Raw genomic sequence first — 15,066 nt, 5'->3', positions numbered from 1 at the left:
ATGCTTCCAGAATTACGCAATTATGGTCAAGAAGTCACACTTATTATGAATAGTGGTATTCAGTTTCTTGATTTTGCACTTAAGATAGATTGGAAAGATAATCAATGGCGCAGTAAATTAAATGGTTATTTTATTGACCCATCTGAAAGCGGGGCATTAATAAGACTGATTGAGAATGCCGAGAGTGGTAAATTTTTTGCGCCAGATGATTTATCTTTTGCGGTTAAACCAACACAAGAAATAAGTGTTGAGCAATCACTAAAATTATATGATGGGATTTGGTTGCCAATTCCTGTCTTAAGATCGATTCCTCCAGAACGTTTTGATAAAGGACCGCATAATTGGAGCCGCGTGCGAATTGTCAGTATCCCTGAGGGTGAAGATCCTGATGGTAATACCCATCGCATCACCTTTGCATTTGATACTAAAATTTTCACCAATATGCAAGATGTGATCTATTTAGCGCCTACCGAAAATGATGTTAAAACTGGAGCAGTATTTAGTTTGGCACATCGTTCAGATCACGTTTCATGGTATTTAGAACTTAAATGGGTAACAAGCTGGCTAATTGATTTGTTTCAAGAGCTAGCGCCTCAAACTGATCGTTTAAAAATACATAAAGATGATATTAATACAGAAATTAATAATAAAGCTTATTATGGACACTATCTAAATATCATCAATTTACTTGCTGATTCATTACAATTACCAACTATTAAGATTGTATCAAATGCTAAAGATGATGTGATTAAATCAATACCCGTTGATATGATTCTTGATGTGGGTAATTCACGCACTTGTGGAATATTGATTGAAGATCATGTGCAAGATAAAGATAGCTTAAATCGTCGTTATGAGCTTGAGATTCGTGATTTAGGTCAGCCTGAGCATATCTATAATGAACCTTTCGAAAGCCGTGTTGAATTTGCGCAAACTTTTTTTGGTAAGGAACATTTTTCGTTACAAAGTGGAAGACGAGACACATTCCGTTGGCCAAGTATTGTTCGTGTTGGGACTGAGGCAAGCCGTTTAGCTAGTCAACGAGAAGGCAATGAAGGTGCTACTGGCCTTTCTAGCCCTAAACGCTATTTATGGGATCAAGATAAATATGAGCAAGGTTGGCGTTTTAATTCCCATTATGTAAAAAGTGATCATGAACCCTTTGCCACCGCTGAACCATTTTCGAGTTTAATTAACGAATATGGTGAAGCACTACATATTTTAAGCAATGATATTGAGGAAGAGTTTGATCGCAAAATGCCGGTTTTTCATCCAAAATATTCGCGAAGTTCGTTAATGACATTCATGCTCTGTGAAGTTTTGATGCATGCATTAATGCAGATGAATAGCGTTGCGCAACGTAATAAACTCGAACACGCTAAAACGCCGCGTAACCTACGTTCTATTATTTTGACTATTCCACCTGCAATGCCAAAACCAGAACAAGCCATTTTTAAAAGTTGTGTATACCAAGCTATTGGACTTGTATGGAAAAGTCTTGGTTGGGATAGTTCTGATGATAATATTGATTTTAATAATCCAGAACAATTAAAAAGTATTTGGCCAAACATCCCTGAAGTTTATATTCAATGGGATGAAGCAACTTGTGGACAAGTTGTATATTTATTTAACGAAACACAAAATAATTACAATGGACGCAGTGAAGAATTTATTGCATCAATGGTACGTCCAGATAAAACCAATAAACAAAAGCTCACAATTGCAACAGTAGATATTGGTGGTGGTACTACTGATTTAGTCATAAATGATTATGAGCTTGATTACGGTACCAGCAAGCAAATCAATAGCAGTAATGCTTATATTGTTCCAATTCAACGTTTTCGTGATGGCTTTAAAGTGGCGGGCGATGATATTTTACTTGATATTATTCAAGACACTGTACTCACAGCTTTGACTAATGGCTTAAAACAAGCTGGGCTTACTGATCCTAATCCAATTTTATCAGCAATTATTGGTTCTCAGCAGCTTTCTATTCAAGATGCGGTATTACGTCAACAATTAACTTTACAGTTATTTACGCCATTAGGTTTGCAAGTACTAAAAAGGTATGAGCTTTATGATCCGCTGCATGCCGAGCAACATGTGTATAATGCTACTTTTAGGGAGCTATTACAGCATAATGTCATGACTGATCATGTGCTTAATTTTATTAATGAACCGATTCGGCGAGCACTGAATAATCCTACTTTTTCAGTATTGGACTTAAATATTGAGATTAATCTTAAACGAATTCATTATTTATTTATACGTGGTGATTATTACAATATTTGTAAAACGTTTGACGCGCTGTCTGAAATCATTAGTTGTTATCAATGTGATGTATTATTGTTAACCGGTCGCCCGTCACGTTTACCTGGTGTACAAAGTTATTTTCGATCGCGCTTGTCAATTCCAGCCGGAAGAATCTTACCATTACATGGTTATTATACTGGCGGTTGGTATCCATTCCATAAACAAGAACGTATTGACGATCCTAAAACAACAGCGGCTGTTGGAGCTATGTTATGCTTTTTAAGTAAAAATTTACGTTTACCTAATTTTTATTTTAGATCATCAAATATCGATTTATATTCTACAGTTAAATATATTGGTCTTTTAGATAATCTTAATATGATAAAAAAGGAAAATGTTTATTACCGAGATATTGATTTAGATGATCCTGATTATGACTTTCCCGATACCTCTTTTGAGATCCGTGGCACCACACGGCTCGGTTTCAAGCAATTAGAAATCGAACGTTGGCCGGCGTCACCAATTTATATTTTAACTATAGAAAACAGTGAAGTGGCTAAACGCTTGAGTACTGAAGGTGTGGTATTAGAAGTGACATTAGGCATAAAAAGTCGACAAAAAACCATTGAGAATTTTTATATTAAAGATGTTAAAGCCTCTGATGGGCGTGCTTGTAATAAAAATCAGGATATCAAATTGAACCTAAATACAATGGTTAATTCTGGATTAATAAGTACACAATATTGGCTTGATAGTGGAATGATAAAACGATGAATAATTTAAATGAACAACTTCCTAAATCTTGGGATCAAGTGTATCAAGCGTCAGCACAAGCGATTGAATGGGTGAAACAGACTCGTGATTCATCCAAACGATTGAATAGCGAGGCTGATAACTTAATTCTTGATCTTCGTCGTTTACGTAATACAGCCAAAAGATTGGGTGATGTCTCAAGTAAATCTGTGGCGGTCGGTTTTTTTGGATTATCGCAAGCGGGTAAATCTTATCTTATCTCGGCATTAGCTGCCGGTGAAAACGGTAAACTTGAAACAGTTGTTGACAATCAAGTGTTAGACTTTATTGAACATGTTAATCCTGTTGGAAGTGGTAAAGAAGCAACTGGACTGGTTACCCGTTTTAGTCGTATAGCCAAAGGGGGAATAGCCAACTACCCATTAGAATTAAGATTATTTCAAGAGATTGAAATTGTAAAAATTCTAATTAATGCTTATTTTAAAGATTTTGATCAACAAAAAATCACGAATAAAATCGAATTCTCTTCATTGAAACAGCTGCTTCTACAGCTTGAAGGCAAGAAGCAAACTGAGCGCACTAGTGGGATAACCGAAGACGATATTGTTGATCTTTATGATTATCTTTCCGAAAATTTTGGCAATGCTTTAGAAGGATTGAAAGGCGGCTATTGGGAAAAGGCGATGCAATTACTCCCCTATCTTTCAATACTTGATCGAGGTGAACTTTTTTCGGTGTTATGGGGTGGCATAAACGAATTGACTGTGGCTTATACCCAACTCGCCACAACGTTAAGCAGCTTAAACCATGTTGATACTGTTTATGCTCCACTATCAGTATTAGTGAAAGATAAAGATGGTGTTAAATCGCAAATTGATAGCATTATGAATGTCGATATTCTTGAACGATTAAATACCGATCGCGATACTCAAGTCACTATTACGCCACTAAATGGTGAGCCAACTACAATATCTATCGCTCAATTAGCATTTTTGACTGCTGAGCTGATTTTTCCTTTAGTCAATCCAACACGGGTTACTACTTTTGAAAAAGTTGATTTGCTTGATTTTCCTGGGTATCGCGGCCGTTTGAATTTGATTTCTGTCTCTGATGTTAAAGAAGGTAACCCGATTGCTCAGCTTTTATTGCGAGGTAAAGTGGCTTATCTTTTTGAAAAATATACTGATAATCAAGAAATGAACGTACTGGTTGTCTGTACGCCATCAGACAAACAGTCTGATGTTAACGATGTCGGCCCCGTGCTTGAACGTTGGATTGATAAAACCCAAGGTGAGACAGCTGAAAAAAGAGCAACAAAAAAAGCAGGATTATTATGGGCGATTACCATGTTTGATAAACGTATTGGTAGCTCATTAATACTTTCAGAAGATAATCTCAAAAATAGCTGGGGTAAAGGTGGGTTACTACAACAAACTATTTTAGAGCGCTTTGGTAATTATGATTGGTTAACAAATTGGTCAAATGGTCATAAATTCAATAATGTTTTTTTAGTGCGAAAACCCGGTTTTGATGTGCCGTTTTTAAACGTTGATGCCACTTCCAATCGTGAATTATCTTATAACGAAAGTTATCAACAAAAAATGTTGCTATTGAGAAAAACATTTATTGAAAATCCTGATATTGAGCAATATGTTAATCAACCGGCTAATGCGTGGGATGCTATGTTGCAGCTAAATGATGGTGGGATTGAACGCATTAGCCAATATTTAGAACAAGTTGCCATTACTGAAGTTAAGCAACAGCGTATTTTAGAACAGCTTAATGAAAAAATTGATTATATTATAAATATGCGTTTTGATACTTGGTATCATGCTGATAGTGATGAAGAACTAAGTAAGAAAAAACAGATTATTACTGATGTAGTGAAAGAACTACAAGGGAAAGCATTATTACTTGGCGAATTACTCAAAACTTTAGAACTGCCAGATCAAACTATCCGTGCGCTTTATCATACGAGTAATATTGATACTGAAACAACTCAAGATACTCATAATGTGCATGCAAATAGTGATGATTTATCAACTGATTTTGGCTTAAATACTGATTTTGAGTTATTTTCTGATGCAACCTTTTCGTCTGAAGTGACGCTTACATCTTCGTTACCTACCGAGTCAAAATTAGCCAAAACAGTTTTTACCGCTTGGTTGGATTATTTAAGAAATATGGTATTAGATAAACATGTTTTGCAGTTCTTTGGTTTACATCAGAAATCGTTATCTTTTATCGTCGAAGAGTTAATCACAGCTGCAAATCGTTTAAAGCTTGAGGCAAATTTAACTGATCGCATTTTAAATAATGAAAATACGGGTAGTAAACGTGATGATCTTGAGTCAAGACAAGTGAGCACCATTCATACTTTATTAGCAGATTTTATTGCTTGGCTTGGTTTTGTTCAGGGACAAGCTGTTGATATACCAATGAGCCGGGTGAATCAAGGTAAACCTATTTTTTCTTCACCGGTAGCTGAATTTACGCATCAGCAATCCCATCCATTGCCTATATTAGATGAGAAAACTAAAAATTATTCTCAGTATGCAATATTCGATTGGTTTATTGCATTTGCGATGCTTGCTCAAGAAAACATTGGACATCATGCTGGGCGTGAAATCAGTCAAGAACAAAATAGTCGCCTGGGCGAGATTTTGGCTAGTTTTAAGCAAGCTTATATAAATTAATGTTATAACAATAAGATTGAAAAATTAACTAAAAATAATATTAGATCTTCCTGATTTTAAATGAAAGTTTTGTTATTGATTACTGAATGACAAAATAGCTTGGTGATTAGGAGGCGAAATAGAGGGTACTATGGCATTAAGAATTGAATTAGAAGGTTATAAACCTGGAATTGCGAAGTTTTCGGCAAAAAAGTGGAATGGTAGTGCCGATATCGATATGCTTATACAGCGTAATCAAGATGGTTATTATTTATCTGGTTTGCAACAATGGGGACCCGAAAAGTGTTGGCATTCAATAGCCGATTTGTCAGTAGATAATCAACAAATTAGTGGTTATGTGAGTGAATGGTTAGTTGATTCGTTATTATCTCAGGACAATACCAAACGATTTCTAATACAGTTACGCGACAAACAAAACCAACGTTATATTGATGGTGGTGTTGTTAGTATTGCCGAAGATGTACTTGCTTCAACAGCATTAAATGTTGTTCAACCGCCATTAGATAATCCATCGGTTGAAACCAAATCACTTACCGAACTTGTTGAACTACCTGAAGAGCCTGAACAAACCCCCAACATTGAGACGCAAAATGATGACCTTATTGAGCCGGTTAAACTTGACGTCGAAACAGTAATTGAACCAGAGATTGCTCAGACTCCTCAGTTAAAAAAATCGAAGAGTAAATTAGGCTTGGTTATCACCATTATCATTGTTCTATTGATTTTAGCTGGTCTTGGCCTAGCTGCATGGTATTTTTTAGTGTTTCAAAAAACACAACCTGTCGAACCTACAGCTCAAGTTAATGCGCAATGCAGTTTAAATAATACCACAACTGACGATCTGGCTTTTATTCAACAGTGTTTACAAACCAAGCCTGATACTCAGGCAATTATCCAGTTAATTAATGATGCAAAAAAGGCGGATAAATGTAATATTGCTCAGCGTCTATATGCAAATCAAGCCCAGCAAAATGGTCAGATTGCTTTCCTTTATGCTAAAGAGTATGACGAAAAATTTTATCAAGCAAATAATTGTTTTAAAGCAGATAAAGGTACAGCAAGTTATTGGTATGAAACTGCGTTAGACCGTGATCCGAATAATACATTAGCTAAAGAACGATTAGACGAGTTACAAAAATAATGGGGAACACAGGTATGAAAAAAATAGCCGTTTCAAAATTAGTTATCAGTCTAACGCTTGCCTGTATGCCGTTGATAAGTTTAGCTGCTGAACCACTAAAACAAGAGGGTAAAACAACACTTTATCAACGAGTGCTAAGTACCCCAACTTGTGAATTGAAAAAAAATATTACGGATCCAACAGGCGCTACATTACCTGCTTTTTCTCGGTATTATGTGTATGAACGAAAAACAGATAATAATCAAGAGTGGCTTAGTATTGGACCTGATTCATATGGTAATACTGTAGGTTGGATAAATAATTCCTGTGCAATAGCATGGAATATGCAAATGACATTGGTTTTTACCAATCCAGTTGATCGTGATCCTCTATTATTTTTTAAAGATAAAGCGGCTTTAACCAAAATTGTAGATTCAGATCAGCCCGAAACTTTGTTAAAACCCATTCGAGACTCACTAAACGCTGATAAAGCAACGCCTGAAATTGTGGCGCAAGAGCCGAAAGCGTATATTGATTTTAAAACAAACTTTTATTTATTACCTATTTTACAAGGTGAAGAGGTGATGAATGGTAAAGGTTTTTATGAGCGAGTTTTAGAAGTCGCTTCAGTGAGTAAACAAGATAAATTGGTTAAAAATAACACTAATTCTAACTCCACTAATAACCAAAGCTCGGATGATAATACGGCCAATCAAGTTGTACCATTTAAAGCTGCAATTGTTTTTGTCATTGATTCAACCATATCAATGGATCCTTATATTTCAAGAACCAAAGAGGCAGTTGAACGTGTTTATCAACATATTGAAAAGGAACACTTACAAAATCAGGTTAAATTTGGTTTAGTATCGTTCCGTTCTAGTTTAAAAGCGTCTGATAAATTGGAGTTTGTTTCTAAAATTTTTGTTGATCCTAATAAAGTTCAAAATAAAGAAGAGTTCATGAAATTAAGTGCTTCACTCAAGCAAGCGACTGTTTCAACTTCTTATTTTGCAGAAGATTCTTATGCAGGTGTTGCACAAGCGCTAAATGATATCAATTGGAATAGTTTTGGCGCGCGATATATGATTTTAATTACTGATGCTAGTGCCATTCCTGGTGACGATAAACTGTCTAGCACCGGTATGGATGCTGCACAATTAAGGCTTGAAGCTCAGCATAAAGGTGTTGCTATTTATGCACTGCATTTAAAAACACCAAGTGGTGAAAAAGATCATCAAGTCGCTGCCGCGCAATATTCTGATTTAACCTACAATGATTTTATTCATAAATCACTTTATTACCCTGTTAATGCTGGTGATGTTCAAGAATTTGGTAAGAAAGTTGATTTATTAGCTGATGCGTTGTCTGAACAAGTGAAATTAGCATATAAAGGTGAAGCATCTGTAGGTAATGCACTTAATGCTAAAGATGATGATTCGGATATGCTAAAAGATGCATTATTATTGAGTAAAGCAATGCAGCTTGCTTATTTAGGTGATACCAATGGAACGAAAGCCCCTTCAGTTTTTAAAGCGTGGATTGCGGATAAAGATTTTGTTAAACCAACAATACCAACAGCAGAGCCTCGGATTTTATTAACTAAGTCGCAATTGAGTGACTTAAGTGATGTGGTTAGTAAAATTGCTAATGCAGCTAATGATGGATTGATTTCTTCTGATGATATGTTTTCACAATTACGTTCTGTTGCCGCAGCTATGGGGCAAGATCCAAGTAAACTAAAATCAGATTCAGTTACCAAAATTGCTGATTTAGGTTTGCTTGGCGAATATTTGGATAATATTCCTTATAAAAGTGATGTTACTGGACTGGATCAAGATACTTGGAAAAGCATGAGTGGACTTGAACAAGAAAAATTTATTCGTAATCTTAATAGCAAAATTCGTTATTATCAGAAATGTAATGCCGATGTTGATCGTTGGATTTCATTAGCTGAAGGTAGTGATCCTCGTGATAATGTTTACCCTATCCCATTAGAAATGTTACCGTAAAGCTCATGTTAACAATAAAGCAATTAGCCATCTCTCGCTCTACAGGCAAATCTTTTTTCAACGTTTGCCTGCCAGAGCTATCATTAAACGCAGGGCAAGTTGTCGTGATACAAGGCGATAGCGGATCGGGTAAAAGTACGTTGCTTGAAATGATTGGCATGATTTTAAAACCTGATGAGCTGGATTGTTATAAATTAGTTTTAGATAATAGCGATATTGATATAGCTAAATTAATTCACCGTAATGATATCGATGAGTTAGCGATTATTCGTGCTCGTTATTTAGGATTTATGTTACAAACTGGTGGTTTACTGCCGTTTTTGACTATTCGGGAAAATATTGTATTACCGCTTAAATTACTTCAGCTACCCGTTGATATGTCAAGATTCGATTATTTAGTCGACAATCTTAACATTGCACATTTACTCAGTAAATATCCTAAGCAGTTATCAATTGGTGAAAGGCAACGAGCATCGTTTATTCGTTCGATTATTCATAAACCAGCACTATTACTCGCTGATGAACCGACTTCAGCGTTAGATCCATATAACGCCAATTTACTGTTTGATTTGATTATTGAACAGGCAAAACAAGATAATATTGCCGCGATGATTGTTACGCATGATTGGCAACGTATTGCAAGTAAAGGCTTATTTACTTTATCGGCCAAATTAAACTCTCCACAATCATCAGTTTTTTTACCATTACAAAGCAAGGTATGCGTCGATGAGTAAAATGATATTAAAATGGTTGCTAATCATACGGTTATCATTGTCTGATTTATGGTACGACAAAAAAGTCTCATTTTGTATTATCGCATCGGTCATATCGGTCATTACACCATTATTGTTATTGTTCAGCTTAAAATATGGCGTAGTTTCGCAGCTACGGCAGCAACTACTTAATGATCCACAAAATTTAGAGATAAAGATTGTGGGTAATTTAAATCTGGATGATGCCATGTTTGACTGGATAAAAAAACAACCTGAAACTGGCTTTGTGATTCCTTTAACGCGTTCGCTTAATACTCAAGCCGATCTAGTCAAAGATTCAAGCCACTTTGTGAGCAGTGCTGAAATTATTCCTACAGCGAGTGGCGATCCGCTTACACAGGATTTGCCTTCTATTAATGATAAAACTCAAATTTTATTAAGTGCATTATCAGCGGAAAAATTGCAAGTAACTGTGGGTAGTCATATAAAATTATTTATTACCCGTCAATTAGATGGCAAGTTCGAGAAAGGATCAATTGAATTAGAGGTCAAAGGTATTATTCCTGACAATCGCTATAGTCGTGCTGCTGCGTTTGTCAGTTTAGATTTACTCATTGCAATGGAAAATTTTTATGATGGCTATCAAAGTGAATTATTTGCAACTAATACCGGTAAAAATAATCCGCCACCCCATTCATTATTTGCAAGGGCTCGCATTTATGCCAATTCGTTAGATAACGTAGCACCATTGTCGTTTAAATTAAGAGAAAAGAACATCGAAACACGCACGCAGTCTAATGTCATTGAAAATGTTAAGGCGATTGATCGGGTACTCAATTTTATTTTTAGCGTGATTGCAATAACCGCAGGACTAGGTTGTATTTTATCGTTTGCGGGTTCGTTTCTATCAAATATTGAACGTAAGCGCAAAGATATTGCTTTTATGCGATTACTTGGTTTCCAATCCAAAGCGATAATGGGGTATTTAATCAATCAAGCCGTTATTTTGAGTTGTTTGGCGTTTTTCGTTTCCTTTGTGTTATTTTTATTAGGCAATTATGCCTTTAATGCTGTGTTAGGTAAAAATTTGATTTCACAACCAATTGTAAGTCGCTTACAATTTTACCACCTTATCATTGCATTTTTGTTGTGTATAGTTATTTCAGGTGTCGTTGTAGCCATAGGAGGTCGACGTGCTATTAAGATCCAACCAGCAGAAAGTTTACGCGAAGCGTAACTTAAAACAAATTGCTTTTTGGGGATTAACTATCAGTTTATTTCCGTTAAGTTGCTATGCTGAACCTTGGAATAGTAATTTTTTCAATCCAAAACCAGCAAAAGATGATGTTATTTTGCCTATGCCATGTGATGGTAGTTTGGTAATGAAAAAAATCTATACACCAACGAATAAGCCTTTAGATGATATTAAAGTTATTTTAGGCAGTAATCAAAAAGAGCTCGGTTTTGCCGAATATGCAACCCCCAATTATATTTCTGGTAGTTTTTCTGAAAAGGGAAAAGAGCGTTATTATTTGATTGGCAAATATGAAATAACCGCTTTGCAATATCAAGCTGTCATGAGTGATACTTGCCCCACAGCAAAACTAGCACTTACCTTTCCTATTACCAACATTAGTTGGTTTGATGCTGTTGCTTTTACTGATAAATATAATCGTTGGTTGATTGAAAATCAGTCGAAGATTAACGCTAATACCTTACCGAAAGGTTATATCCGTCTACCTAATAATACCGAATGGGAATATGCAGCTCGTGGAGGGTCAAAAGTGACAGATTCTGAGTTCCGTGAAATGCGTTTCCCAATGACGGCAAATTTAGAAAATTATGCATGGTTTTCTGGTGCAAAATCAGCCAATGGTAAATTACAGCTTATTGGACGCTTACAGCCTAATCCTATTGATCTTTATGATATGTTAGGCAATGCTAGCGAAATGATGTTTGATTCTTTTCGCATGAATAAACTTGATCGTTATCATGGTCAACCTGGTGGTATGACGGTTAGAGGCGGCAGTTATTTGACACCTGAATCGTCAATCACCACTGCTTTTCGTATTGAAAAACCGTATTACGATGATAAAGGTGCTTATAAAAGTATGGATGTCGGTTTTCGAGTGGTCTATACAACTGAAGTGATGTCTAGTAGCGATATTATCAAAGAATTAGACAAAGAATGGAATGAATTAGGCTCAGAAGCCGAAGAAAATCAAAAACAAAATGTGGTGAGTGAGCTTGAAAAAATCACTAAACAAGTCGAAGATGAAAAGACTAAAAAAGAACTCAATCAACTAAATACCCTTTTACGTAGTGCCAATCAAGCTCGCGACGAACAGCGAAACCGCTCAATTCAATCCGCGCTACAGTTAGGCGCTTTTTTGTGTGCAAATGTCTCTGACTTAAATAGTAAATTTGAATATAATAATAATTTATATAACACCATAAATAATGAAGTTTGTGAAACAAAAGATTCAGAAAATGTTAATAATGACGGTGTGTGTTCACCCGAAAAACTCAATAATTTAAAACACGTTCTTGATGAGTCGAAAAATGCCAGAGACTTTATTTTAAAATATTATGCTGACACCATTGTTAATACCGCATCAAACTATGAAAAAAATACTCTTGATGAGCAAGCAAAGCCCACGCAATTTATTTTAGAAAACAGTGGTAAAGCGAATATGAGTGATTACTTAAAACTTTATTTACAACATATTAATCAATATATTGAGTCTGGTAAGATTGAAAGAACAACTTGGCTGCAATCTTGTAATGAGATAAAAGGAAAGAAATAATGAACAAAATGATAGGTACACTTGCTTTATGCATTTCTCTAGTTTTGGCAGGTTGTCAATCTACATCTGGCGGAGCGAGTACAAAAAATGTCGATCCTGAATTAACTAAAGGTTCAACTGCTGAATTTTTTAGTAAATCTGCATGGCAATCTTGTGCCATAGGTGCAGGTATTAGTGGGCTTGGCTGTGTGTTATTAGGTGGAAAACCTGCTGCATGCCTTGCTTCTGCCGCTGTTGGTTGTGGAGTAATGATGGGCGGAAATTATTATCTGGATAAAAAACGAGCAGAATATGCTAATGCTGAGGCGCGCATTGATGCCTATATTCAAGATGTTCAACAAAACACCGCAGAAGTGCAATCAATTACACGAAGTGCTAAAGATGTTGTGGATAGAAATTTAGCTACGCTTAACGCTTTAAATCAACAAATAAAAAGCGAAAGTGTCAATAAAAAGCAGGCTCAGAAAGAGTTAACTCAAATCGACGCGAATATTGCTTATTTAAATGATAAATTAAAACGAATTAAGAAAGTTGAAAATGATTGGGTTAACCTGTCTGTTCAGGAACAACGATCCGGTGTGAACGTCACTAGATTGGATCAAGAAATCGGTCAATTACATAAACAAATAGCAGCACTTGAAAAACAAGTGAATTTAGTTACTCAACAACGCTCAGCTGTTAAGGTTGGTTAATTATGAAAAAAATATCTTTTATCTCTATTTTATCGCTTGCTTTACTCGCCGGCTGTTCTACAACTCCAGAACAATGTGATCCTAAAAATACTAATATCGGTATTATGGATAAAATAAGTTGCAATTATTCCGGTAATTATCAGGCTAGAATTGATCAGAAAAAACAAATTCTTGAGAACGAACAAAGGGCTAATCAACAATTTAAAGAGATTTATGCAAATATCGAAAAACAGAAAAACGATACTACGTTGAGTGTAAAACAGAAACAAGCTCAGCAGCAGAAGTTAAAGCAAGATCTGTCTAAATTAACGAGCGAAATAAAAGCAAAAGCGAAAGGTCGTGACGATTTATTAAAACAAGTTAATGACATTGAGCAACAGTATAATCAAGTAAATAAATCAAACAAATCAGAAGTAGAAAAACAGGTCGAACTGGATAAATTAAATAAAAAACTTCAACAATTACAGAAAGCACTAAATATTTAGCTATCTGAAAACTTGAACAGTATTATTTATTTGAAAAGTTAAAATTAAGGAATATATTGCGCATGCAACGAATAGCAAGGGTTATAGTTGACCATAATGACTCACAAAAAATGGCTTTATTGGATCAATATAATTCTTTGTTATCGTTGTTAAAGCCCAATTTAACTCAGCGATCATTTTCAATTCTCGCGATACCTCGATTAATTGATGATAATCAATATTTATGTTGGTACACCGAACTTCAAGGACAGCCTACTTCACTGAGTGATGTTAATGATGAGCTCGTGAAGAAACAAGTTACTGAAACGTTACAAACACGCATCAACGATATTGAATTATCCGTTAAGTCAATGCGTTTAGATAGTGAGCAACAAACATTAGTTTCGTCTTGGTTACCAAGAATTAAAAGTTTAGGTAATCAAATTTATATTGTTAATGGTGAACCTGTCATTGTTAATTCTTTTGAAGAACCAATTTTACCCAAACCTACGCCGGTTCCTCCTGTGGTTGCCCCAAAATCATTTTGGCGATGGTGGTATTTGTTATTGTTGGCATTATTGCTATTAGGACTTTTAGGTGTGTTAGGGTACTTTTTTTGCCCATTTAATAAAGATAAAAAGCCTGATGTTATTCCGGCGTTAATAATTATTCCGCCTGTGTTAGTTAACAAGCTACCAGCTCCTGTTGTTGAACCGCCGACGAAAGAGCCTGAACCTGTTGTTCCGCAACCTGTGCCTGAGCCAGTAGCTAAAAATTGTATTCGAAAAGAAGACGTCGCCCATAATAATGACGCCTCTAAAATGGTAATAATATTTGATAATTCAGCATCAATGACATTGACATTAATGGAGTCAAAATCCGCAATAGATCAATATTTAAAAACTAATTTGAATTCCATGTCAGAAAGTCAAGCCAACGCTTATGAAGCAAAGATGACTAGGTTACCTAATCGTTTATCAAGTAGTAAAAAAGTGGCACTATCCACAATTGATAAAATACAGCAAAATATTGATATCGCATTAGTGACACTTACAAGTTGCCCTGTCGCTCAAACCACATCATTTTATAATTATACTAATCGATCAAAGTTAAAAAATAAAATCAATAAATTAAATCCGTTAGAATATAACAGCGCAACGCCACTTTATAGTGGTATACAACAAGCCAGTAAATTACTTAATGGCGTAAATCGTGATGACTATATTTTAATTATTAGTGATGGTGATGATAATTGTACTAAAAGTAATATTTGTACCTTAGCGAGTAATATAGCGGCTAAGCAACCACGTTTGAAAATTAATATTGTCGACATTGCAGGGCAACATAAAATTGACTGTGTTGCTCAAAGTACTGGTGGTAAAGTTTACATTGCACAAAATCCAACAGAAATTGTCAATCAAATGAATCATGCTGTGTCTGATATGAATATTAGTAAACCGATTTGTGAGTAGTGTAAAGCGATAATAAATTTTTGATGTTGTTGATAAAAACAGCCTTGAGTTAATAGCTTGTTTATTATACGTTCAAAATAGAAGGAA

General features: G+C 35.4%; 10 protein-coding genes. All 10 read left to right on the top strand.

Translation table 11 applies throughout. From position 1 onward, the window contains the following. The gene (locus tag J3U59_RS08280; RefSeq protein ID WP_267333891.1) at positions 1–3,027 is read left to right on the top strand and encodes a virulence factor SrfB; all 3,027 of its coding nucleotides are present in this window, start codon (positions 1–3) and stop codon (positions 3,025–3,027) included. Further along, positions 3,024–5,702 (top strand): putative virulence factor, encoded by a 2,679-nt coding sequence (locus J3U59_RS08275; RefSeq protein WP_267333890.1) that lies wholly within the window; start codon positions 3,024–3,026, stop codon positions 5,700–5,702. Before J3U59_RS08280 ends, J3U59_RS08275 begins: the two co-directional genes overlap by 4 nt. Positions 5,703–5,832: 130 nt before the next feature. Then, entirely contained in the window at positions 5,833–6,843 is a 1,011-nt protein-coding gene (locus J3U59_RS08270) for a hypothetical protein (protein ID WP_267333889.1), read from the top strand. Between the two features lie 14 nt (positions 6,844–6,857). Next, entirely contained in the window at positions 6,858–8,831 is a 1,974-nt protein-coding gene (locus J3U59_RS08265; protein WP_267333888.1) for a vWA domain-containing protein, read from the top strand. A 5-nt stretch (positions 8,832–8,836) separates the two neighbouring features. Continuing rightward, positions 8,837–9,565: an ABC transporter ATP-binding protein gene (locus tag J3U59_RS08260; protein ID WP_267333887.1), complete on the top strand. Its 729-nt coding sequence runs from the start codon at positions 8,837–8,839 to the stop codon at positions 9,563–9,565. Continuing rightward, positions 9,558–10,781, top strand: a complete 1,224-nt coding sequence (locus J3U59_RS08255) for an ABC transporter permease (RefSeq protein ID WP_267333886.1) — start codon at positions 9,558–9,560, stop codon at positions 10,779–10,781. The genes J3U59_RS08260 and J3U59_RS08255 overlap by 8 nt, the downstream gene beginning before the upstream one ends. After that, positions 10,738–12,351, top strand: coding sequence for an SUMF1/EgtB/PvdO family nonheme iron enzyme (locus tag J3U59_RS08250; protein ID WP_267333885.1), 1,614 nt, complete (start codon positions 10,738–10,740; stop codon positions 12,349–12,351). Before J3U59_RS08255 ends, J3U59_RS08250 begins: the two co-directional genes overlap by 44 nt. Further along, entirely contained in the window at positions 12,351–13,043 is a 693-nt protein-coding gene (locus tag J3U59_RS08245; RefSeq protein ID WP_267333884.1) for a hypothetical protein, read from the top strand. Before J3U59_RS08250 ends, J3U59_RS08245 begins: the two co-directional genes overlap by 1 nt. A 2-nt stretch (positions 13,044–13,045) precedes the next feature. Then, a complete protein-coding gene (locus tag J3U59_RS08240) occupies positions 13,046–13,528 on the top strand; it encodes a hypothetical protein (protein WP_267333883.1) in 483 nt (160 codons plus the stop codon). Positions 13,529–13,590: 62 nt separating this feature from the next. Further along, on the top strand, positions 13,591–14,979 hold the full coding sequence (locus tag J3U59_RS08235; RefSeq protein ID WP_267333882.1) for a VWA domain-containing protein: 1,389 nt from the start codon (positions 13,591–13,593) through the stop codon (positions 14,977–14,979). Positions 14,980–15,066: the final 87 nt, after the last annotated feature.

The sequence above is a fragment of the Gilliamella sp. B3783 genome (genome assembly GCF_026536125.1).
Taxonomy (GTDB): Bacteria; Pseudomonadota; Gammaproteobacteria; order Enterobacterales; family Orbaceae; genus Gilliamella.
Note: the sequence above shows the minus strand (reverse complement) of the source record. Positions and strands in the feature narration are given on the sequence as shown.